At 67.1% G+C, this 23,315-nt stretch carries 16 protein-coding genes; 7 read left to right on the plus strand and 9 right to left on the minus strand.

The genetic code is table 11. The features are described from left to right. Positions 1 to 238 precede the first annotated feature (238 nt). The 3 genes from ACTMTI_RS44365 to ACTMTI_RS44375 all read right to left on the minus strand — a co-directional run bounded on the left by ACTMTI_RS44365 (position 239) and on the right by ACTMTI_RS44375 (position 5,337). The gene (locus ACTMTI_RS44365; protein WP_441126852.1) at positions 239 to 370 is read right to left on the minus strand and encodes a hypothetical protein; all 132 of its coding nucleotides are present in this window, start codon (positions 368 to 370) and stop codon (positions 239 to 241) included. A gap of 513 nt (positions 371 to 883) precedes the next feature. Then, positions 884 to 1,369, minus strand: a complete 486-nt coding sequence (locus tag ACTMTI_RS44370; RefSeq protein ID WP_441126853.1) for a hypothetical protein — start codon at positions 1,367 to 1,369, stop codon at positions 884 to 886. Positions 1,370 to 1,401: 32 nt separating this feature from the next. Next, a complete protein-coding gene (locus ACTMTI_RS44375) occupies positions 1,402 to 5,337 on the minus strand; it encodes a hypothetical protein (protein WP_441126854.1) in 3,936 nt (1,311 codons plus the stop codon). Between the two features lie 239 nt (positions 5,338 to 5,576). Between ACTMTI_RS44375 and ACTMTI_RS44380 the strand changes: the two genes are divergently transcribed. Continuing rightward, positions 5,577 to 8,105 (plus strand): FG-GAP-like repeat-containing protein, encoded by a 2,529-nt coding sequence (locus ACTMTI_RS44380; protein WP_441126855.1) that lies wholly within the window; start codon positions 5,577 to 5,579, stop codon positions 8,103 to 8,105. Positions 8,106 to 8,361: 256 nt separating this feature from the next. Then, positions 8,362 to 8,772 carry a hypothetical protein gene (locus ACTMTI_RS44385; RefSeq protein WP_441126856.1) on the plus strand — a complete coding sequence of 137 codons (411 nt, stop codon included), beginning with the start codon at positions 8,362 to 8,364 and terminating at the stop codon, positions 8,770 to 8,772. A gap of 471 nt (positions 8,773 to 9,243) precedes the next feature. Here ACTMTI_RS44385 and ACTMTI_RS44390 read toward each other — a convergent pair whose 3' ends face one another. Further along, a complete protein-coding gene (locus ACTMTI_RS44390) occupies positions 9,244 to 10,419 on the minus strand; it encodes an ROK family protein (protein ID WP_441126857.1) in 1,176 nt (391 codons plus the stop codon). A gap of 304 nt (positions 10,420 to 10,723) precedes the next feature. Here ACTMTI_RS44390 and ACTMTI_RS44395 point away from each other — a divergent pair, with 304 nt between their 5' ends. After that, complete coding sequence (locus tag ACTMTI_RS44395; RefSeq protein WP_441126858.1) at positions 10,724 to 12,220, plus strand: cellulase family glycosylhydrolase; 1,497 nt, start codon at positions 10,724 to 10,726, stop codon at positions 12,218 to 12,220. A 190-nt stretch (positions 12,221 to 12,410) separates the two neighbouring features. Here the strand turns inward: ACTMTI_RS44395 and ACTMTI_RS44400 are convergent, their stop codons facing one another. After that, positions 12,411 to 12,914 carry a hypothetical protein gene (locus ACTMTI_RS44400; protein WP_441126859.1) on the minus strand — a complete coding sequence of 168 codons (504 nt, stop codon included), beginning with the start codon at positions 12,912 to 12,914 and terminating at the stop codon, positions 12,411 to 12,413. A 540-nt stretch (positions 12,915 to 13,454) separates the two neighbouring features. Here ACTMTI_RS44400 and ACTMTI_RS44405 point away from each other — a divergent pair. The 3 genes from ACTMTI_RS44405 (at position 13,455) to ACTMTI_RS44415 (ending at position 18,564) form a co-directional block, all read left to right on the plus strand. After that, positions 13,455 to 16,589: a DEAD/DEAH box helicase gene (locus tag ACTMTI_RS44405; protein ID WP_441126860.1), complete on the plus strand. Its 3,135-nt coding sequence runs from the start codon at positions 13,455 to 13,457 to the stop codon at positions 16,587 to 16,589. 89 nt (positions 16,590 to 16,678) lie between these two features. Further along, the gene (locus tag ACTMTI_RS44410; RefSeq protein ID WP_441126861.1) at positions 16,679 to 16,906 is read left to right on the plus strand and encodes a hypothetical protein; all 228 of its coding nucleotides are present in this window, start codon (positions 16,679 to 16,681) and stop codon (positions 16,904 to 16,906) included. Between the two features lie 1,403 nt (positions 16,907 to 18,309). Then, a complete protein-coding gene (locus ACTMTI_RS44415; RefSeq protein ID WP_441126862.1) occupies positions 18,310 to 18,564 on the plus strand; it encodes a hypothetical protein in 255 nt (84 codons plus the stop codon). Positions 18,565 to 18,694: 130 nt separating this feature from the next. Here the strand turns inward: ACTMTI_RS44415 and ACTMTI_RS44420 are convergent, their stop codons facing one another. The 4 genes from ACTMTI_RS44420 to ACTMTI_RS44435 form a co-directional block, all read right to left on the minus strand. Continuing rightward, positions 18,695 to 20,941 (minus strand): FtsX-like permease family protein, encoded by a 2,247-nt coding sequence (locus ACTMTI_RS44420; RefSeq protein ID WP_441126864.1) that lies wholly within the window; start codon positions 20,939 to 20,941, stop codon positions 18,695 to 18,697. A gap of 53 nt (positions 20,942 to 20,994) precedes the next feature. Beyond that, positions 20,995 to 21,672 (minus strand): ABC transporter ATP-binding protein, encoded by a 678-nt coding sequence (locus tag ACTMTI_RS44425; RefSeq protein ID WP_441126865.1) that lies wholly within the window; start codon positions 21,670 to 21,672, stop codon positions 20,995 to 20,997. A gap of 116 nt (positions 21,673 to 21,788) precedes the next feature. Further along, positions 21,789 to 22,301: a TetR/AcrR family transcriptional regulator gene (locus tag ACTMTI_RS44430; RefSeq protein WP_441126866.1), complete on the minus strand. Its 513-nt coding sequence runs from the start codon at positions 22,299 to 22,301 to the stop codon at positions 21,789 to 21,791. Positions 22,302 to 22,685: 384 nt separating this feature from the next. Further along, complete coding sequence (locus ACTMTI_RS44435) at positions 22,686 to 22,820, minus strand: hypothetical protein (RefSeq protein ID WP_441126867.1); 135 nt, start codon at positions 22,818 to 22,820, stop codon at positions 22,686 to 22,688. 108 nt (positions 22,821 to 22,928) lie between these two features. On the opposite strand from ACTMTI_RS44435, the gene ACTMTI_RS44440 reads away from it, so the two are divergent. Then, positions 22,929 to 23,249, plus strand: a complete 321-nt coding sequence (locus ACTMTI_RS44440) for a hypothetical protein (RefSeq protein WP_441126868.1) — start codon at positions 22,929 to 22,931, stop codon at positions 23,247 to 23,249. Positions 23,250 to 23,315 lie beyond the last annotated feature (66 nt).

Genomic DNA, 23,315 nt, shown 5'->3' on the forward strand with positions numbered 1-23,315 from the left:
CCCTCACCTCGCCCGCCGGCTGGAGTGCCGTTAGCCGCCGCGGCCGTCCACCTGGCCTTGTTGACCCCGCTCTACTGGCTGCCGGATACGCGGTCGAGGAGCGGTGGCGGCGGCCGGAGAGCGCCGCCAGCCGGGTCAGGTCACGCTGCTTGAGGATGTCGCGCCGGTCCGCTTCGGTCTTCAGCTTGGCCCAACTGGTGAACCCGTAAGCACGGGCGATCGCCAGTTGGGCGGCGCTCTAGGTGGGCTGCGCCGTGACTGCGGCGAACTGGGCGGTGGCGTCGGGCTGTCCTGCTTCGGCGGCGCGCAGCAGCTCTTGGGCCTGGCGGCGCAACTGGCCGAGATCGGGACGGGCGGGAAGCTGAGGCATGACGTCTCCTTACGCGGCCGGGGTCCGCGTGCCAGGCCGAAAGGAGATCGTCACCGAGTGTGCTTAGCGTCGTGGAGTGAGGTGGACTCAGTCCTGCCCGCGGACCCGGAGGCGCCCTCACCGGTACAGGACAGACGGCCCGGAGCCTGCCGACAGGCGGTCAACTGCGGGTCCACCCTGCTCAGCTCCATCATCGCCTGGCGGACGACCGTGAACTCCTCGGCCACCGGCACGACCTCGCCGTCGGATGGGCGGCCAGCCTCGGCCAAGTTGAGCTGGTCCAGCCCGTCGAGAGCCTCGCTCGTTATGCGAAGGGGCCGCGCCGCACGGCACCGTATCCCAGGTCTTTGCTTGCCGGCCCCCAGCCATCGACGGCGAGGAGCTGCAAGCTCGGTCGTTCACTGTTCACGGCCGAGAAGCTGACCAGAAGCGGGTGGAGTTGGGGACGGAGCTCGTAGTCCGTGAGAGCACAGCTGCTTTCCGGGCGTAGGATCTTGGTTAAGTTATTCTGCCTCAGGTTCCCCATCGCAAGTCTGGCCGGCCCACCCGTTGCCGGAGATCTTCCACCGCTTCATCCGGAGTGGACCCGCCACCGACCCTGCCCGCGTGGTCAGCGAAGAACTGACCACGCTGCTCGGGCGTCCAGGAAGCATGGGGTGTAGCTGTTTCGTCGGGATCCATGAGCACGGCGATCCACTCGCCGGGAATCGATCCGTCCGAGTGGCGGGCGCCGAGAACCGTCACCCATTGCCGGGGGGCCGTATCGCTCTTCGCAAACTCCTTGATGACGTAGCGTGCGCCGAGATGATCGCGGATGCGACCGAGAATCTCGTCCCGCCGATCGTGCATCCAGGCCGGAGTCGCCTCCGGCCAGTATTCTGCGGATGGCACGTAGACGGCGTGAGGCTTGACACCCCAGGCGCAGTCGAAGGTGAAGCTGGCGCCCTCTTCCCGGTAGACGATTCGTTCTTTCCATTCTTCACTGATAGCATAATCCACCGATCCAGGATACCAACGCGATCCTTTGGCTGCTATCGCTCGAAGAGCACCGTCGGTTTCCCTGTGACCAGATCGATCGCGATTATCTTGGTAACGTTGAGGTTGCGTTTGAGCGCGGGAAACTCCGTGGTCTCCCATACATTGCCAGGCCGCAGACTAGCTCCGAGAACCACTCTGACCTCGCCGGAGGCATTTCGGGCATAGTCAAGGGACACCTTGCTCCACGCGTCGTCCACATGGGCCTTAAGGATGTCCCACGCCGTCTCATCGGGGTCCCACCCCGCCGCAACGGGGTCCCACTTAGCCTGTGGAATTCCGCGGCTGTCCATGAGAGATTCGAGCGTGGTACCGCCCATGCTCCTCGCGATTTCAGCGGCTTCCTCAGGTCCTGCCGACAGGTACTCTCCAGGTTTTTTCTCGGTGCGGCCAGACCAGAAGAAAGCAGTACTCCTGGTGGTGGAGTAGTTGCCGGCAATCATTGCCCGGACGTCCCTGAGGACGGCAAGTTGCTTGATTCGGCTCAGTTCTGTTTGAACATCGGAGACCGCGTTCGAGCTCGTTCTAGCAGCCGTGTAGGCGTTCTTAAGTGCCCGGAAGCCGACGCTGAGCAGCTTGCCGATCCCGGCGAAGACCAGAGATTCGATAGCAATCGCGCTAAGGTTGAGCAGCGTCTTGGCCAGCGATTGGTCACCCTTGATGTAGCGGTAAACTTCGATGCTCACTTCGCCAATGGTGAGCAGGGCGCCGGCCACTCTGCCGCAGACCTTGTTGGCGGCACAGTAGACAACGGCCTGCAACACCGCAGGCGTCCAGCCCACGGCGTAGGTGATGGCCCCGTACTTGAACGCCTGGTAGGTGACAATGAGCCGCTGCATTCCTTCGAACTTGGGGTCCAAGGTGGAGTTAATGCAGTTCCGGTAATCCTGGCTGCCTTGCGGATACACAGCTTCGCAGAGGGCGGAGTTGATGTATGCCCGTGTGGGCAGCTCCTCCGGGTCCGCATAAACGTTGTAGGCGCAGTTGCGAGCCCACTCACCCTCGGAGTCGCCGAGTATCTGCTCCCAATCGTCGACGCCTCCGGTGGTGTAATTGTTGACGCATTTGCTCATCTCCACGCCATAAGCAAACCGATAGGCCTCGTATGCCTCCTTGGCCGCTGCGTCAGCAGCCTCAGCATCGAGGCCGGCGCTGACGGCGGAGTTGTAGGCGGCGTGGGCCGCATGGTTGGCCTTGATGGCGGCGCCGACGGCGGTCCGGTGGGAGGCGATCGCCCAGCCGGCCGACCGGATGGCGCTGCGAGCAGAGGCTGTGGCCCGGGTGGCCGCCTGGCGGGCGGTTTTGACCGCGGCCGCCGCCTTGTCCACCGAGGCAACAGCTTGGCCGGCGTAGTCGCGGGCCTGCTGGGCATAGCCGGCGGCCCGCTCCGCCGAGTCGATCGCCTGCTGGGCGTAGGATGCAGCCTCCGCGGCATTGTCGCGGGCGCGGGCGGCCACGGCCTGCGCTTCCAGCGCCTGCTGCACGGCCGTCTCGGCGACCTCGTTGATCTTCTTGAGCAGACCGGCGACCACAGCGAGGTGGATCGCGCTTTCGTGGTCCCGCTCTGCCGCCGTGAACTGGCCGGTGTCGAGGAACTGCCGCAGGCCCGGAGCGGGTCCGTCCAAGGCGATCTGCGCGGCGGCCTTCACCTCCGGTCCGCTGTCCGGGCTGGCCAGGATCTGGTTGACCAGCACCCGTTCACCGATGACCGCCGCGGTGTATTGGCCGGTGTCAAGGAAGTCGCGTAACGCCTGCAGCGTGTCGGTGTCGAGGGCTTGCTGTGCCCGCTGCGCCAGCACGACATCGCCGGCCGCTTTGGCCGCAGACAGGATCTGGTTGACCTTCATCCGGTCTGCGCTGTAGCGGCCGGGATAGTTCTGTGTACGCAAGAAGGTCGCGACCGTCTGGTCGCTGCCGGCCAGCGCGTTCTTGGCCGCTGTCGCCAAAGCGGCGTTCTCGGACGCCGCCAGGTTCGTCACCGCAAGACGGTTGTCCTGTGCCGCGGCGTCGGTGATGCCGGTGCGTACGAACTCCAGCACGAGACGGTCGGCGCCGCCCAGCGCGGCCAGCGCCGCCTGTTTGGTCCAGGCGCCCTGGCCGCCGGCCAGGTTGAGCGCGACCCTGCGGGCCGCCGCCACCGCGGCGGCAGGCTCGGTGGCTGGGTCCAGCGCCACGGCGATGAGCTGGTTGGTCTCGGCATCGCGTTTGGCGGCTTGGTCGACGTCCCAGTCGGCGACACGTTGCTGCGCCTCATACTCGGCGTTGGCGGCCCGGACGGTCTCCAACCCCTCATCCCGGGCCACCGCCAGGCGCTCGGCGTCGGCGGCGCGCGCCGCATCGAACACCGCGACTGCCTGGTCTGCGGTTTCTACTGCGTGCTCCGCGGCCGTGGTGGCGTTCTTGGCATGCAGGGTGGCCCGTTCCGCCGCCCCCGCGGCCTCTCCGGCGTGCTCCGCGGCCTCGAGGGCCGCGGCTGCTGCTGCCTCGGCGTTGGCTGCCGCCTTGATGGCGGCGTTTTGCGCCTTGTACGCAGCGTCGATGGCTACCCGGAGATAATTCTCGGCCGCCCGTGCCGCCCGGACGGCCCGCTCGGCGTTGGCCCGCGCCCTCGCCGCCGCGGCAACCGCCTCCTGGGCCTCCGCGCCGGCCGCGTTGGCATACCGGACCGCCTCGTCATTGGCGACCGCTGCCGCCAGGGCATGCTCGGCTGCAGAGATGGCGGATTCGATGGCCTTGTTGCCGTTTTCTATCGCCCTGGCTGCCGCTCCCGCCTGGGCGGCGAGGTCTCGCGTATCCTGGGCGATCCCGTTGGCTTCCTGCGCCGCCTGTCGTGCGATATCGGCCCTGTTGGCATCCACGGACGCCTCGGCAGCCGCCCGATAAGCTACGGCAGCTTTCTGATTGGCCTTCGACGCCATCTGCGCCGCCCGTGCCGCCGCGGTGGCGGCGGCTCGTGCCGCCCGGTTCGCCGCCGCCGCGGCCTGAACGGCCACCTGCGCCGCCTCGGCCGCCTTCTGCGCCGCAGTCGCCGCCCGCTTGGCCTGCGCCTTCGCTTCAGCCATGTTGTTGCGCGCAGCCTCGGTCGCGGCAGCGGCCTCCGCCGCGGACCGGCGCGCCGCGGCTGCGGCGTCCCTGGCGCGGTCAGCCTCGCCAGTGGCGTTGGCGGTCTCCTGCGCCGCCAGCGCACCGGCCGCCTGCGCCTGGCCGAGCAGGTCTTGCAGCGTCGCGGTCTCGTCGTCCCGCGCCGACGCCACTGCCCAGCCATAGGCGAGGAACGCCTCCAGCGCTTCTGGCGTACCCGCGTCCAGCGCCTCCTGGCCTTCGGCACGGACGTGCGGGCCACCGGTGGCAATGGCCTGGTTGATCCGCAGCCGCTGGTCGGTGTTCCACTGCGTCTGCCAGCCGGACTCCAGGAATTCCCGCAGCGCCTGAGTGTCTCCGGAGTCCAGTACGGCCTGCGCCGCCTGCTTGACCTGTTCGCCGCCGGCGCTCATCAGCTGGTTCACCGACACCCGCGCGTCGATGTCCGACGGGCCCTGCCATCCGCTGTCCAGGAACGTGGTGATCGCGCTCTGATCACCTGCTGCGTCGGCGTCCAGGGCGGCCTGAGCCTTCGCGCGCAAGGCAGGACCACCGTTGCTGATGACGTTCGCGAGGTTGTCCCGCTGGTCGAGATGCTGGGCCTGGCGCCATCCTTCGGCCAGGAACGCGCTGACCTGCTCGTCCGAGCCCAGCAGCGCCGCCTCAGCCGCTAATCGGACCTGCGGGCCGCCCTCTTGCCAGGCCGCCACCACGTGGGAGCGATCAGCGGCGACCGACTGCTCGGCATGTGCCGGCGTCACCCGCAGCAGGTTGGCCAGCAGAGTCATGACCACGAGTACCGCGATCATCGCCTGCCGACGCACCGCACCAGGGCGCGCTTGTCCCTTCATGACCGGTATCCACGCACGCACGTTCAGCCTCCGTCACCGCTCGAGCCTTCGCACACCAGGGAGCGCTGAAGAGGCGAAACCGATCACCGTCCATTCAGCACTGCGGAGTGTCACACGATGCTCGAATGCCGGGCAACCCCGGAGAGGGGCGGATATACCGCCGACATACCGGGCGTCTCTAGCCTCGTTTCGTACCCGCAGATTGAACGGGTCGGGGGCGTCACCGGAGGTTTGTGATCATGAGTTCTCCACCACGCTGGGCGACGCTGGGCGTCGTCGCAGCGATGGCTGCGTCCTTATCCGTAGCTGTCGGGCCGGCGCCGGCCGGCGCATCCGCGATCTCGCCTCCGTCGCTGGTGGACAACGGCGTCTACCCTTACCCCGGTGCGGCGGAGATCCTGGCGGCTCAGAACGTCAGGCTGGTCTCCGGCGACGGCCACATCCTGCTAGCCGACTGCGCCACGCCGGCACAGGGTGACATCGGCCTGCTGAAGGTCTGGACCACTGACGAGGCCATCGGCGCTGACGGAATCGGCCGGGTCTGCTTCAAGGTGACCGCATCCTCCGGCGTGCTGAACCTCGAAGTTCCGGGCGTGTTCGAGATTCGCGGCGATGGCCAGCGTGAGGGCACCGGTCACCGGGTGACCGCGCAGCTGCGCAGCGACGACGGCGAACAGCTCACCGTCGACGTGGATCCGGACGGCAGCACTCAAGTGGGTCTGGGCGCGGACCCGAATGCGTCGCCGACCATGCTGCTGCAACTACGTGCCGGCACCGGCCCCGCGCCGGGCACCGGCGAGCACACGGCGGTCGGCAAGCTCGCCACCGTCGGCCGTGAGTGCACCGTGACGCTGGTCGCACCACGCTGGGCGCTCGGCGCCGCAAGCTGCTTGGCCACCGATCCGAACCAGCCCCAGCTGGCCGAGGGCCCGCCGGCCGGCGCGACCTATGTCGCGTTCCCCGGAAAGGCCGCCACCAAGGTCGACTGGCTGAGCCCGCGTCCCGGCCGCGACGTGGTCCTCGCCCGGCTGGCCGCCCCGATCGAAGGGATCACCCCGATCCCGCTGGCAGCCGCCGCTCCCACCGGTGTCGAGCTGTCCACCGTCGGCCACAGCCGCGCCGCCGTGACGGCCACTGATTGGACCACCGACCGGCAGCAGAGCGCGCAGATCACCTTCACCGCCGCCACCCCTACAACGCTGACCGCCGCGGCCGGCCCGCTCGTGTGCAGCGGGATGGCCGGGGCGCCCGTCCTCAACGGCGGCAAGCTCGCCGCCGTGCTCAGTCAGGCAGGCCAGGCCGGATGCCCCGACACCGCCGGGAACGGCAGCGCCCTCACCGCCGCCCGCGCTGACGATCTCGCGACCTGGGTCAACGCCATCACCACCACCACGGCGGACCACACCTGGCCCCTGGCCGACCTGCCCGCCACAGCCACTCCGGGCACCGCTGTCAGCGCCGGCGCCGACAGCGCCTTCACCGGAACCGGTCTCCCGTTGACCGCCACCGCCGGCGCGACCTGGAAGACCGGCGACACCTTCAGCCCGGCCGTCGAACTCAACGGCACCACCGGAACCCTTTCGGCCGGTGGCCCCGCCGTCGTCACCGATGCCGACTTCAGCCTCAGCGCCTGGGCCAAACCTGCCGCCGGTGGCACCGTTCTGTCCCAGGACGGTGCCAACACCGCCGGCTTCAAACTCTGGGCTGAGAACGGATCCTGGCGCTTCGCCATGAGCCGATCCGACGTGGCCAGTCCCGTCTGGGACACCGCCATCGCACCCGCGGGCAGTGCTCCGGCAGGTGTCTGGTCACAGGTCGCCGTGACCTACAAGGCCGCCACCGGCGTCGTGATCCTCTGGGTCAACGGACGGAACGTCGCCAGCGTGAGGCACACGGTGAAGTGGAAAGCCGCCGGCGCACTGCGCGCAGGCGCGCACAAGACCGGCGCCGCAAGCCTCGGCGGCCACTTCAAGGGCGTCCTGTCCACTCTCCAGACCTGGAACCGGCTTTCGCATGCGCCCGCGCTGAACAATCACGACTTCGACGGGGACGGTCGTAACGATGTCATCATCACCGACGGAGCCGGTGACCTGTGGATGTATCCGAACCAGGGCGGCTCGGGACTGACCACCGTCAGCGTCAGCAACCGGGTAAAGATCGGCAGCGGGTGGGGTTCCCTGAAATGGGTCGTCACCGACTGGGACGCCGACGGCCTGGCCGACGTCGTCATGAAGGACTCCGACGGCGTCCTGTGGATGTATCCCAACCGGAGCGGACAGCTGGTCTCCGGCGCCAGGCAGCAGATCGGCACCGGCTGGGCCAACTACGTCCACGCCGCAGGCAACGCCAACGGCACGCCGCGCGCCGATCTGTTCGGCGTCAACAACAGCAACGGCGCGCTGTACTACTATCCCGACGGGGGCGGCAAGACACCGATCGGCAATAGCGGCTGGACCGCCTTCCGCATCTTCCCCGCCGATTTCAGCGGCGACAACCGCGCCGATGTCATGGCGATCGACACCTCGGGCGAGCTCTGGTTCTATGCCAACACGAGCCAGAACGGTGTCACTCTTGCCGGCCGTACCCAATCCGGCACCGGCTGGAGCAATTACAAGGTCGCGGCCATGGATCTGAGCGGTGACGGCAAGACCGACCTGGTCGCCCTCGACGGCAGTGGCAATCTGTGGGTCTATCCCGGCAATGGCAACGGTCGCTTCGGCAGCCGCTCCCAGATCGGGGTCGGCTGGACGATCAACGCCATCGGCTGACACGCGCAATTCGGTGGGCTGGACCGTCGGCGTACAGCCCACCGATCTGTTGTACGGCCCGGGCAACTCCCGGAGGCGACTCCGGCGGCGCCGTCTATGACTTCGGTAATGGTGGCGTCATCGCCAAGGGAATCACCAGCGGCGCCAACACGCTGGAGTACACGCCGAGCGCCGATCGGCCGTGCGTCCACGACTTCACCGATATCGCGAACGCTGTCCGCGCTTCCGGATACGAGATGAGAAAGCACTAGGCGATATGAGAAGCAGCAGGACCGGAACACGCCGGGCGCTGATCACGGCAGCTCTGGTCCTGCTGCTCACCGCCTGTGCCGAGTACCGGCAGCCTGATTCCCTGGCCACCATTCACCAAGTCCAAGCGTCACCCGAATCCAGGGCGCTGATCGTGACGATTTTCGGTGACGCGGGCAAGGACGGGAAGCTCTGCACCGCCGTGGCTTCTGCGAAGGCCGACGAGTCGCCGGATCGGATCCACGTGAAGATCTTGCTGCGTGACGTGTGCCCCGTGACGCTTCCCTTCTGGGAGTCGCGCAACCGTGGTTTCGGGGGGGCCACCCTGCAAGACGTAGAGGTCGTTCTCCAGCGTCCCCTGGGAGATCGCGAGGTGTTCGACGCCGAGGGGAGCAGGCTCAACGCTAACCGCGGCTAGTCAATTGCAGTGATGGGTGCGGAAGTGATCAACTACAGACAGAAGATCAGTAATGGTCAAGGCTCCTTCGTCAGAGAGGGCAGCCTGTGGTGCGGGTGCCTATCGGCGGATCAGCTGGAGGCAGTACGCGAGCAAGCACAGCGAGATGAGCGGGCAAGCTCCCCGGAAGCTCGTGATGAACGGAACTGGGCGTTGACGCTCTTGGTGGAGACGGTCATAAGGAGCACCAGGCGAAAAGGTAGCGGAAGGTAAGTCGGATACGAGGAGAGGGTGCCACGACGGGGTGGCACCTGGCTGCCGTGGGCGGGCCGGTGCCCGACCTTCTCGCCGGAAGCCGCCTGCCGGCCCGGCACCTGGGCCGGGGGCCGGCAGGCGAGTCTTCTTACGTAGCAGACTTAATTAAGTCAACGCTGCGGGCTGAAGTCGATCGCCTCATCGGTACAGATGCGTTCGTCCGAGCCTCGGGCGACGTCACACGACGGTTGCGTCCGCCGCCTCGCCCTCGGGGGACAGTGGTTGGGCGCTGTCTGTCGGACGGCCGTGGCCGAGAGTCAACTCGCTTTGCAGGACGAGGACCGCCCCACCGATCGCCGCGGCGTCCGACCCGCTGACCGATGGCACGACCCGCACCCGGTGAGCCCGCCGCGCGAAGGTGCGGCGGTCCACCTCCTCCTGGATCACCGACTGGTAGATCGAACCGGCGACCGCGAAACTCGGCCCGGCGAGGACGACTGTGTCGAGGTCGAACAGGGTGGTCATGGTGACCGCGGCATAACCCAGATAGCGGGCCGACCGTTCGACCAGGCCTCGGGCGGCCGGATCGCCGGCGTTCGCCGCGGCTGCGAGCCGCGTGAACTCCGTGAGGAAGTCGTCACCGGTCGGATCGAGCGCCAGCCGCTGGCCAAGCCCGGGCGTCGTCAGCGCCTGCCTGACCAACGCGGCCGGGCCGGCGTAGTTCTCCAGGCAACCGCGGTTGCCACAAGGACACTCGTCCCCGTTGACGTCGATGGAGATGTGGCCGATCTCCACGCTGTTCGAAGAGCTGCCGCGATATACCTCTCCTGCGATCACCACGCCACCGCCGATCCCGGTGGCCATGTAGATGCAGCCGTAGGTGCTGCGTGGCTCTACCGCACCCATCCAGTACTCACCGATCGCGGCCGCCGCCGCGTCGTTGTCCAACAGGACCGGCAGACCGAGGCTCTCGGCGAGACGGTCCGCGATCGGGTAACCGAACCACTCCTCGGTGGGCTGCGGGGTCAGCAACACACCAGTCCGCCGATCCTGCGGCCCATAGCTGACCAAGCCAACTCCCAGCACCTTGTCACGATCGACGGCCGCCGTGTCGAGCAGCGCGTTTACCTGCGTGGCCACCGACGACAGACCGCGCTCCGGCGGCATCGACGACACTCCGCTGAACGACATCCTCGCGATCTGCCGGCCGGCCAGATCGACCACAACGATCACGCACGTATTGCGTTCCAGCTGCACCCCGACGCTGTAGCGGGCCGAAGGATTGAGCTGGACGAGCATCGGTCGCTTGCCACCCGTCGACGCCCCCAGCCCCGCCTCGACGACCAGACCGTCGACCATGAGCTCACGCACGACCTCGGAGATCGTCGGTGCCGTCAAACCGGTCGCCCCCACGAGCTCCACCCGGCTGATCGCCCGCGCCGCCCGGATCAAGTCGAGCACCATTCCGCGGGTCTTCGTCCGAGTTGCCCAGATGGGGCTCGTCACCGTGCCACCTCCCACACCTGATGTACAAAAGCTACCTTATTTTCAGCGGCCCGCCGGACGAGCAGCTCCGCCGCCAAGCCCTTGAGCTGGGGTCCTATCCCGACCTCCAGGCGCCGTTCTTCCTGGATATCCCTTCGCGATTGACTTTCATAACTTTGCTAACTAAGCATGCTGAGCAGCTGTCCGCATCTATCTCGAACAGAGGGATCAGATGAAACATCGTCATGCGCTGCTCACGTTCGGCGCCGTCGGAGTCCTGGCACTAGGCAGCATGGCAGCGACCACGCTCCCCTCGTCGGCTGCCGCCACTGGCTGCTCCGTCACGTACACCGTCCAGAGCCAGTGGCCCAGCGGATTCACCGCCAACGTGGCCATCACCAACCTCGGCTCCGCCGTCAGGGGGTGGACCTTAACGTTCGACTTCCCCAACGCCGACCAGAAGGTCACCCAGGGCTGGAGCGCCACCTGGACGCAGTCCGGGGCTCAAGTATCCGCCGCCAGCCTGAATTGGAACGGGTCACTGGACACCGGCGCGTCCACTTCCATCGGCTTCTCCGGAGCATGGAAGGGCGCCAACCCGGTACCGACCTCGTTCGCGCTCAACGGCACAATCTGCACCGGCTCGGTGACCACGCCGACCCCCACCACAACCACCAGTCCCTCCCCCGACCCCAGTGGTCCAGCACCACGCCTGCGAGTGTCCGGCAACAAGATCGTCACGTCGGACGGCAAGCCTTACCGTCTGCTCGGCGTGGACCGCTCAAGCGGCGAATACGCCTGCGTGCAAGGCAAAGGCCAATGGGACGCCGGCCCGGTCGACCAAGCCTCGGTCGATGCCATGAAGAGCTGGAACATCCACGCGGTGCGCCTGCCGTTGAACGAAGAATGCTGGCTCGGCGTCAACGGCTCGCCCAGCGGCGCCACCTACCAGCAGGGCGTGAAGGCCTACGTCAACCTGCTGGTCGCCAACGGCATCACCCCGATCCTCGACCTGCACTGGACCTCCGGCGCCTACAGCAACGGGCCGGACTGGCACTGCAAGGACGCCACCGCGACGTGCCAGAAGCCGATGCCGGACGCGCAGTACGCCCCCCAGTTCTGGACCGGCGTCGCGAACACCTTCAAAGGCAACGACTCTGTCGTCTTCGATCTGTTCAACGAGCCGTACCCGGAGATCGGCAGCGACTGGAACAAGACCTTGGGCTGGCAGTGCCTGCGCGACGGCGGCACCTGCGCCGGCATTCCCTATGAGGTGGCCGGCATGCAGGACCTGGTCGACGCGGTCCGGGCAACCGGCGCGACCAACGTCCTCATGGTGGGCGGCCTGGAGTGGGCCAACGACATGCGGGAGTGGCTGACATACAAGCCGAACGACCCGCTGAACAACATCGCCGCGTCCTGGCACGCGTACAGCTTCAACGCCTGCGCCACCGCGTCCTGCTGGGACACCCAAATCGCCCCGCTCGCCCAGCAGGTACCTGTAGTGATCGGCGAGTTTGGCCAGGACAACTGCGGCTACGACTACATGGACACGCTGATGGACTGGGCCACCGCACGCGGCCTGTCCCACCTGGCATGGACCTGGAACCCGTGGGGCTGCAGCACCGGCGGCGTCCTTATCAAGGACTGGAACGGTACCCCCGAACTCGGCGTCGGCGAAGGCTACAAGGCCCACTTGCTCACCCAGAACCCCTACACAACCCCGTAACCAACCCCCCAGGCGGCTGCCCAAAGCCACGTACCACGCCACCCCGACCGGATGTCCAATGCCAGGGCTGTCGAAATAGTCTACGAACGGGTTCCGCTACCAGGTACGCACGGCCAGCGGCACCACGTCGTTGACGCAGTTCTGTTCAGCGGAACTCGGTACCGTCTCATCATTGACGAGGGCCCTCGGCCTATCGTCCTGGATCCGGTGCAGACGCCCGCCAACGGAGGAGGCTGACGGCCGCGGCAGCCGCGAGGACGAGGCGCACCGCATTGCCTGCCTCCCACATCACGATCGCGGCGTGCACATCGGACACGCTCGCCGCAGGATCGCGGAACGTCGGGTTAACAGCACTGACCAGGATCCCGGTGCCGGCGGCCGCGATCGTGATGAGGGCACTGGCGCGCAGCACAGCACGTCCAGGGCGGTACGGATCCCGGTAGACGCGAATGACCAGCGTCCAGGCGAGCGCGAGCAGAGCGACGCCGGCCGGCACGAAATAGAGCACGGGACTGCCCGGCTGAAATTCGCCGGGGAGTGACCCGGGCGGCAGGCGCCACAGCCACGGCATCACCACGACTGCCTCGTAGAGATTGCCGAACCCCCACCAGGCGATCAACACAAGCACCGCGCCGGCGTGCAGGCGGTATCGGCGAGCCGGAGCGCCGATGGCGGGCTGGCGTACCGAATGCACGAAGTCCTCCTTGAGGGGGTCCGCTCCCCTGTTCGTCCCACCTAATTCATCATGCAATGAACTCTCGGTACACACGATAACAGCGCATGCCAGACCTCGACGAAGGGCTGGTGGATGCGTTCCCGCGCACACCTTTTCGATCTTGTGAGAGAAGCGGACCATCAGCGTGAGGTGCTGCTTGTGCCGGAGGCCTGCCGAGGGTAAAGCCGCAGGTCCATGTGGAGCGCCCGGAGGCGGAGCCAAGATCGAACGACCTGAACGGGCGGCGAGCCTGACAGCCTCGGCCGTACGCCGGCGTGAGTGGCGCTCGCGAACGCGGCCAGGGTGGTGCGGATGTACGGCATCGAGGTTGAGGTGGTGAGCATCCCGGCCGCTGACGGTGTGCTGGCCGCGTAGATCCCTGCTTGCCGACCAACATCGCGATCCTGCCCACGTCTCTCAGGGCGTCCCGTTAACCTGTGGTCGCCCTGAGAGCTCCAGTCCCGAGACCTGACGAGGTCGAACCGGACGAAGTCGTGCAGTCCCTCAGCAAGGAGTGCCGTGAGCCATCTGAACGACAGCCGCGCGCGTGTCATGGAGTTCTGGCGGGCCTGCGAGTTGTTCAGCCCGCCGAGTCTGCCAAGGGTCGATCCTCGGGACGAGCGGGAGCCGGTGTTCCAGGTGCAGGCCGGCGCCCTGCTCCCCTGGGAGGCCGGTCATCCTCTCCAGCGCAGGCGCATCAAGCCGACCATGACGTGGCGGTACATCGTCTACGGCGGCGTCTTCCAGCTCGAGCGCGTGCGGGTCCTGCTCGAGAACGTGTTCGGGCCCGATCCGGAGAACTTCGACCGCGCACCGCAGGGGACGAGCGCGCTCTTCGCCATGCTGGTCACGGATGAAGGGCGGCCGTTGCTGGGAGCGTGGGAGTTTTCCAGTGCCGCCTGGGCGGCAGGTCGCACGGTGTCCCCCGGCCCTCGGGATCCGGCCTGGCTCATGGGCTTCGACGTGGCGGCCGGACGCGTGGGGGCCGCCGGCGAGGAACTCGTCGCCGCCCTGGAACATGACAAGCGAGCCGCCGAACTGCGGAACGAAGACGTCTCTGTCGGTCGCCCTCTCAGACAGGACGACTTGCGGGCGCTCATGGAGCTCACGGCCGACCGGTTCGGTGTGGAGGAAGTCCTGATCCCCGACGGTCTGCTCGTCAAGTGCGTACAGGTTTCGCGTCGGCGCGAGCACGACGATGACGGCAGCACCGACTTCCTGAACAGCTTCATCGTCAACGATCTCGAACGCGTGGCCTCAGCGGTGCGGGCAGGCGCCTATGGCGCTGCCTTGGACGCCTATCTGCGGATTCCAGAGCCGTCCCGTACAGACCTGCGCAAGGAGCCGCAGGTGGTTTTCGACCACGTGGCACCCGAACAGGTCCCTGCGGGACGTTGGCCTCAGGGGCCGGGTCTACCGCTCGCGCTGAGCCAGCAGTTCGCGGTCAACACGATCATGTCCGAGCTGGCCCCGGGGGCGGGATTGTTCGCCGTCAACGGGCCTCCGGGCACTGGCAAGACCACGATGCTCAGGGATCTGATCGCGGCCAACGTCGTGGAGCGCGCGCTGCGCCTGTCCAGGCTGCCCAGCACCGAGGCCGCGTTCACCGGGGAGATGCGCTGGCAGACGGGTGACTTCCGGCGGGTGGTGAGTCTGTGGCGCGAAGAGCTCACGGGCTTCGAGATGGTGGTCACCTCGGCCAACAACGGGGCTGTGGAGAACGTCACGACCGAGATCCCCGGAGAGAAAGCGATCGACGCCCTCTGGCGAGGCGAGGCCACCTACTTCGACGACGTGGCGAGCCGGGTGCTCGGCGAGCCCGCATGGGGCCTGGTGGCCGCCAAGCTGGGCCGGAAGTCCTATCGCATGGAGTTTGTCAGCAGGGCCTGGTACGGCACCGCCGACGAACCCGGGCTGCGGATGAGCTTCGAAGCCTGGCAGAACACCGTGACGGACTCATGGGCGACGGCCGTCGAGTCGTTCACCCTCGCCTACGAACGCGTCCAGGCTCTCCGGCGGGAACGGGCCACCGCCCACGACGCCTTGCGTGACATGCCCGTACAGCAGCGCATCATCGTACGGGCGACCGAGCAGATCACCGCTGCAGAAGATCGCCTCACCGCTCTGCGCAGCGAGTTCGACGATGCCAAGCGTCTCGAGGAGTCGGCACGGCAGGAGATCACCACACGCAAGCGCAGCCGCCAGGAGCATCAACAGTTCCAGCCCAGCCTGGTCACCGCGCTCTTCACCCTCGGAAAGGCCTCCCGGGAGTGGCATGCGCAGGACCGAGCCCTGGCAGGTGACGTCCAGAGCGCTGAGCACGCGCTCGGCACCGCGACCGCGCGGCTGGCAGGACTCCGCCAGGCCGCCGCACAGATCGCCCATGAGCTGGACTCCCGGCGTGCCGAGTTGCACACCGCCCGCTCCCGGCTGGCCGAGCTCCGGTCCCGGCTGGCCGTCCAGCAGGAGCGGCTCGGGCGGTTCTTCCCGGACGAGCGCTGGTGGACCGATGAGGAGCACCGGGAAAGTCAGACGCTGTGGACCGACGAGGCCTGGAACCACGCCCGCACCGACCTGTTCGTGGAGGCCCTTCGCCTGCACCAGGCGTTCCTCCGGACCGAGGCGACGCGGATGCGCAGAAGCCTGCAGGCGGCCATGGACGTCGTCACCGGGGAGGTGCCCGCCGACGTGCCGGAGGAGGCCGTACGAGCAGCGTGGCAGAGCCTGTTCTTCCTGGTCCCGGTCGTCTCCACCACCTTCGCCTCCTTCGATCGCGTGTTCTCGCACCTGACGCAGGAGGCGCTGGGCTGGTTGTTCATCGACGAGGCCGGCCAGGCCGCACCACAGCTCGCGGCGGGCGCGATCTGGCGGTCACGGCGGGTGGTGGCCGTTGGGGATCCTCTGCAACTGGAGCCGGTGGTGACGCTGCCGTTCGCCGCCCAGCAGGCACTGCGGCGTACGTTCGGCGTCCAGGAGGAGCACTGGCTGCCGGGACGCACCTCGGTTCAGCAGCTGGCCGATCATACGAACGCGTACGGCACGTATCTGCCCGGAGAGGACACTCCCGTCTGGGTCGGAGCCCCGCTGCGCGTCCACCGGCGCTGCGACGAGCCCATGTTCGGCATCTCCAACACCATCGCCTACGACGGGCTCATGGTCTGCGGCAAGATCGCTGAATCGTCGATCGAGCTGCCGGAGAGTGTGTGGATCGACGTGGTCGGAGCCGGCTTCAGCGGGCACTGGATCCCCGAGGAGGGGGCCGCGCTGGAACGCATCCTGGCCCGCCTCGCCCGCGACAGGGTCGCCCCGAAGGACATCTTCGTGATCAGCCCGTTCCGCGATGTTGTACGCGGGATGCAGCAGGTCGCGCGGCGGTTTCCAGGCGTGGAGGCGGGGACCGTGCACACAGCCCAGGGAAAGGAGGCCAAGGTGGTCATCCTGGTCCTGGGCGGCGATCCGCAACGGCCAGGCGCCAAAGCCTGGGCGGCCAAGCGTCCGAACCTGCTGAACGTGGCGATCAGCCGCGCCAAACGGCGCCTCTACGTGATCGGCGATCGGACGTCGTGGTCGACGCAGCGTTACTTCAACGTACTCGCCCGCGATCTTCCGAAACTCGTGCTGCCGCCAGAGTCCCCGGCGTACCCGGACCACTGAGAACGCCATCGGGTAATGCCCCGGAGCTCAGGTGTTCCCATGACATCCCATACGTGCGGGGCGATAGACCGACTGGCTGGAGGATGGCCATGAACAGCGACGGAATGTTCCACATCGACGAGTCCGGTCGCCTCCTCGCGATGCGTCTGGCGCCCTATCGCAACGCCGTGCTGGGAGAGTGTTTGAGTGGAGGGACAACGGCTTGTGAGCTTGAGAAGTTCCGACTGATGTCCACCGGCGCCTTCAACATCAAAGCCTTCAAGGGGGATGATGACCAGCGCATCTTTACCCTAAAGAGTAAGTGGTTGAACCGATGAGGCTCGACCATAATGACACGTAACCTTAAACATCTAGGTAGGGTGCGGCCGGGCCGGGCGATGACACGGCCCGGCCGTTTCCATATTATGACCCTGTCTCAATCTAGACACTTAGGCCGCAGCTTTACTGGCTGCTCGGTACAGTACATCAAGTGCGTCCGGCCCTGGCCGCGGCTCCAGGTAGCTCCGAGGGATCTCACATGCGACCACGAAGGTCCTATTGATGCACTTTGCCACGCCTTCTGGAGGTCCTCTGCATCAGGCTATAGGATCTTCATGCCCGAGATGACTTCGGCCGTCCCACGCAGGTCATCGACGCAATCCCCATCTATTATTGAGATAAGGCAAGTGATGCGCAGGTCAGCGGTCGTTGTCTTGGTTATAACGCTCCTGCCGGGTTGCTCGGCACAGGGCCGGACGGAGCAAGATCGGCCCCACACTACGAAACCCTCCTCTCCACTTGCTTCGGCCAGTCGCTCTCCCTACACAATGCGGCCTCTAATGGACTTGAGGAAAATGGTAAAGGGAAAGGTTGTGCTCTATCACACCGACGAGAAGGGAGAACAGGCTTACTGGCCCGCAAAGGTAAAACTCGGCACTTACTACACAGTCGCCATGGATTGCGTGGGACCGGAAGGGAAGTTGGTGGTCGAGACAGTAAACGACGCCGGCCCGCACCTGGTGCGTCCATGCAAAGCCGGCCATACCATGTATACAATTGATAATTATCCGCGAAAGCCACCAAAAGTTCGCGAACTCACGATTCGGGCACCGCGCGGGGCCAAGTGGGCAATACTAATCACTGTGCTCCCCTGAGCGCGCATCCCTCTGATGTCAGGCGGTGCCGGACCCCTAGCACTCAGCGCCGAACGGACGAGCACAAACCGAGCGGCACGATAAGACACCACTCCGATACCACCAGGCTTCTCGCGCTCTGACCTGCGACTTCTCGGCCGCAAATCTTTTGCTTTCCAGGCCCCTCGAAGGTTGCCAAGGGCACCCGCATGCAGCCGTAGGACCATGATCCGGGGATATGGTCGGGATGATCTTGGTCGTGTTTTCCCGGGTCACTGCCCCCGTTGGAACACCTTGAATGTGATGGATGCTGCTGCAGGTTGGCGCTTCTTCTGGGCGGATGCGACGGGGATGACAAACATGCCGCCGACGACTTGGTGCACGTAGCCAGGGAAGGTCGAGGCGGCAGCCATAAGATTCTTTATCCCAGACGATCGACCCCGTGAGTCATTGAACGGGAACGTACACCTCGGCCTTCACCACTACGCATTTCACGGCACTTCCCGGCAGGTCCCCTTCTCTACAGTCACCGAGTCGGGGATCTTCGCGATCACCTGGCCGAGTTCATCGCCGACGGCGCCCGCCAGACCGCGGGCACCGTCACGCAGTTGGGCTCGCGCGTCGGTGAGGGCACGGTGGCCGGCAACCTGGCGCAAGCCGCCCTCGCGTTCGGCGCCTACTTGCCGGCCGCTTCGGAATCGGAGCGGGAGCGGGGAAGGCTCGCCCTTGATGCCGACACCGGAGCGCTCGCGCTTGTGGCCACCGCGCACCACCTGTTCACGACGCAGCCTCCGCCCAGTTCGGACCCAGACAATGATCTTCGGAGGGTTGTCGCCGCGCTCATCTCGGTGCCGCGGGCATGATGCCGGATCAGCCGCCGTGCAGTTGCCGGATCAGGCCGGTGAAGTCCAGCTGGTGGGCGGCCATGGCCAGGCCGGTGATCACGACGGTGACCACGAGCAGGATGAGCAGTGTCTTGCGCATCGGGATTCCTCAGACGTAGGCGAGGGCCTGGCGGATGGTCAGGCGGGCGGCTCGGCGGGCGGGGGCCGCTCCGGCCAGGGCTGATCCGGCGACGGCGGCAAAGGCCCAGAGGGCGAGGGCCAGGGAAGAGAGGGTGAGCGGCAGTGGGGTACGGAAGGCGAGGTCGCCGAGCAGGTTGCCGATGGCCCAGCTCAGCGGGAGCGCGAGCAGGGCGGCGGCCAACCAGCTGAGCAGGCCGATGAAGACGGTCTCGCCGAGCACGACTTTGAGGACCGTTCGCGGGGTGGCGCCGATGGCCTGCATGACGGCGAACTCGCGGGTGCGCTCCACCACGCTGGTGCCGGTGGCGGCGGCCAGGCCGAGCACGCCGACGATGGCCATCAGCACGGCCAGGGCGATCAACGCGCCGATCAGCACAAAGATGTGGCTGTCGATCGCCTCGCGGAGCTCGGTGGTGGTCAGGGTCGCGCTCTCGATGCGGGCCTCGCGGAGCGCGCGTTGTACGGCTGCGGTGTCGGAGGTGGCGATGCGCAGGTCGCGGGCTGGGCCGGCGTGTTGTTCGAGGGCGGTCTCGGTGGTGTAGGCGGCTGCCGGGGAGCCGATCTCGCGTACGGTGCCGATGATTCGCCAGGTGGTGGCGCGGCCGTCGAGGTTGAGGGTGATCGTGTCGCCGGGTTTCGCGTTCGGGAGCGGGTTGGCGGCCATCGAGTTCAGGACGACCGCGTTCGTGTCGCCGGGGCGCAGCCATCTGCCTGAGGTGATGGGCAGGTCCAGGAGGGTGGAGTCGTCGGGCACGCCGCGCAGGCTGAAGCTGCCGTGGCCGCCGTCGGGGTAGGTGGAAACCACGTCGCCGGCAGTGGTCGGGGCGCGTCCCCAGGTCTCCACGCGGGTGACGCCGGGTGTGGCGCGGATGCGTTCGACGAGGGCGGGGTCGGCGGCGGCGAGTCGGACCTCCATGTCGTAGTGGCGTGCGGCCATGCCGTCCTCGACGGTGCGTTGCCAGGCGGCGGCCACGTTCAGGCCGGACAGGAACAGCGCGCCGCCCGTTGACAGCAGGCCGAGGGTGAGCGCGAGCCGCGCCCGCCGGCGGAAGGCGTTGCGCAGGGCCATGAGGAGGGTGCGGCTGAGCCCGGTCAGCCGGGCCGAGACCGTTTCCGGGCGGACGCCGTAGTCGCTGATCGCCTCGCGTACGGTGAGGCGGGCGGCCCGGCGGATCGGCACGGCCGCCACCAGGAGCGGCACCAGGACGGCCGCCGCGAGCTGGGTGGCGTACACCCATAGTGGGACGGCACGGCTGTGCAGGGTCAGGTTGAGCAGGTCGGCGATGACGTCGGCGTAGGCGCGGCCGGCCAGCGTGCCAACAGGGATGCCGAGCGCGGCGGCGGCCAGTCCGAGCAGCAGCACCTGGACGGCGTACAGGCCGGTGATCTGGCCGGTGCGGGCGCCGATGGCCTTCATCACGCCGATCTGGCGGATCTGCTGGACCAGCATGCCGCCGATCACGGTGGCCACCAGGATCGCGGCCAGGACGAGGCCGAGCACGGCGAAGATGAGCAGCATCAGCATGAGCGCCTGCATCTGGGACTCGTGCGGGTGCCTGCCCGGGGGCGGCACTTGGATCTCGTGCACCTGACGCCCTTGGGCGCGCAGCCAGGCCGCCAGGTCGCGACTGGTTCGTGTGATGCCGTCCTGGGTGGTGGCCTGGGTGCGAAGCTTCAGCTCATCGAGCGTGCCGCCTCCCAGCGTGGCGAACGTCTGCGGGGTGATGTAGCCGTAGCCCGCGCGCTCCTGCCAAGCGGGAGCCAGCGCGGGGTCGTGCACCGTGCCGGAGACGGTGAGGGAGCGGCTTTCGCCGCCGGGCAGGCGTACCTCGACAGGGCCGGACGGCACCATGTCGCGGGCGGATCGCTCGATGAGCATGGTGCCGGACGGCGGCGGCCAGGCGCCGGACTCGCGGGTGAAGGTGGCGATGCGCAGGCGGTCGAAATCGGGGACGACGAACAGCACCAGCCCTCGCCACTCATCCGGTCCCATCCGCATCCTGGCGGTAACGGTGGCCCTGGCCTGGGCGTCGACGATGCCGGGGCGGGCGCGCACCTGCTCGACAAGCGCGGCGTCGACCCGGTCCAGCTCCAGGGTGGCTGCGGCCGGCGCGGTGCCGAGGTAGTTACGGGTGATCTGGCTGGAGGCGATGGCGTTCGCGCTGAGCACCGCGCCGATCCCGGTCACCCCGGTCGCGATGGCCACGACCATCATGACCACGTCCCCAGGCCAGCGCCACGTCGCGGCGCAGCTTGCGCCAGCGTGGCCTAGACATGCGTGCTCACCGCCCCATCGGCCAGCTCCACGGTAGAGGTGATGTACGGGGCCGCCTCGCTGCCGTGCGTGACCATGACCACGGTGGTGCCTCCGGCGGCGATGGCGGAGAACAGCTCCAGCACCGCGATCGCGGTCGCCGAGTCCAGGTTGCCGGTCGGCTCGTCGGCCACCAGCAGCGGCGGGTCGTTGGCCAGCGCGCGGGCGATGGCGGCGCGCTGCTGCTGGCCGCCGGACAGCGCGGCGGGCAGTTTGTCGGCCTGCTCGGCGATGCCGACCCGCTCCAGCAGCTCTATCGCCCTGGGGCGACGCTCGGCGCGCGGATAGGTGTCGCAGAAGTCCATCGGCAGCATGACGTTCTCCGCGACGGTCAACGTGGGCAACAGTTGGAAGAACTGGAACACCACGCCTACGTTGCGGCCCCGCCAGACGGCCAGCGCACGCTGGTCCAATTCATGTACGGCAGCCCCGGCCACGTGCACCTCGCCGCTGGTCGGCCGGTCGATCCCGGTGATCATGTTGATCAGGGTGGACTTGCCGCTGCCGGACCGGCCGACCACGGCCAGGAACTCGCCGGGGCCGGTCTGCAGCGACACGCCACGGAGTGCGATGAACGGGCCCTGTGGGGTGTCGTAGGTCTTGGTGACCTCGCGTACGTCGATGACGGGCACCGAGCCTCCTATCGGAACATCGAGTCAGTTACAGAACACGATGTTTGGTATGGACAGGCCGGGTCAATCGACGAAACCGCAGTTCAGTGCGGTAATGAACAGATCAGCGGAATTGTTCAGATTCCGTAGGCGGCCTGCACACCGGGCACGATGAGACGCATGTACATCTCGGCCATCTCCTCGGCCGTGTAGGGCACGTCGTTGTCGAGCCACCACACCAGCAGGCCGAGCAACGAAGTCAGCAGAAATTCCATGGTGACCTCCACCGGCACCGCGCCGTCCCGGTGCGGCAGGAACTCTGGCATCCGCCGTGCCATGACTTCCTTGATCCTGCGGCGCAGCCCCGCCCGCATCACCTCAGCGCCCCGCTTGCCGGCCAGCGCCTTGTACAGGTCCCGCTGCCGGTCGGCGTGCTGGAACGCGGCCAGCACCGGATTCGGCTCGGCACGACTGGCGAAGTGGCGCTCCATGTGCTCCTCGAACGCCGCCGCCAACTCCTCCAGGTTGCCGAGCAGCAGATCGTCCTTGTCGGTGTAGTGCGCGTAGAAGGTCGAGCGGCCAATGTCTGCGCGGTCGATGATGTCCTGCACGGTGATCCGGTCGTAGCCCTTTTCCAGGATCAGCTCCACGAGGGCGCGGCGGACGAGTTCCCTGGTCCGCCTCACCCTGCGGTCCGCGGCTGCCGGCACCGAGCCCTCCAGATTCCGAACACTGTATTCAGTACCAATCCGCATCCTGTCCATCGCCGGCCCGCGCATCCACGTCCGCAACCTCAAAGCCCTCGACGCGACTCCGATCCTGGACGTCAAGCCCATCCTCACGCCCGACCGCTGACCGGGCACTCCCCTATCTGGATCTCGGACGACACCCGGACTGGTGCGGGTGAAGCCGCAGGTGGGCAGGTCGGGAACCCGCGTCGGAAATCAGCGTCGTGAACGGTCGGCCCGGATTCCACCATCTCTTCGTCGCCGGGCTGAGCATGGATGCCGGCTCGTCGGACGCCTTCCCCGCACTCACAGCTCATTGACCAACACGCTGAGCACCCATATGAGCGCCACGGCGGCGAGCACATAGAACAGTGCCATCCCGACGCCCTTCACCCAAGGCTTCACCTGGCCATCCTGCCGCCGTGCGCGCAGAAGGAACAAGGGGCCGCAGGAGAGCGCCCGAAATGCTCTCGTTACTATATGTAGTCAATCATGTTCATACAGTCGCGACGGCTTCCCTCATGGCCACGCAAGTACGCGTGGTTCATTGTGCTGCTCGGGCTGCTCACGGTCGCGCATCTGTGGTCTCACGCCATTCAGATCTCCGACCATGTGGGCGCGGACATGCTCATGGCCGCGAGCCACAGCGAACCAGAGCATGATGATCAGGGCGAGGAGGCGCATTCCCATCTGTTCGTGACCTCCCTCGTGAGCGGCGCCCCACATCGTCAAAGCCAGTGGGCTGCCGTGGCGATCCAGCCCAGGGATGCCGAGCGGGATCTCGCTCCTGTCCCGACAGGGCGTGCGCCGCCGCGTGACCACCGCGGGCGGGCCACGCTCACCCGAACGCTCGAGGTGTGCCGCTGCTGACGAGGACGTGTACGTCACCGTCCTCTGCAGTCAGCGACCTGGCGCAGCATGCGCCGAAATGAGCGT

This window comes from Nonomuraea sp. H19, from assembly GCF_052068215.1.
Taxonomy (GTDB): Bacteria; Actinomycetota; Actinomycetes; order Streptosporangiales; family Streptosporangiaceae; genus Nonomuraea.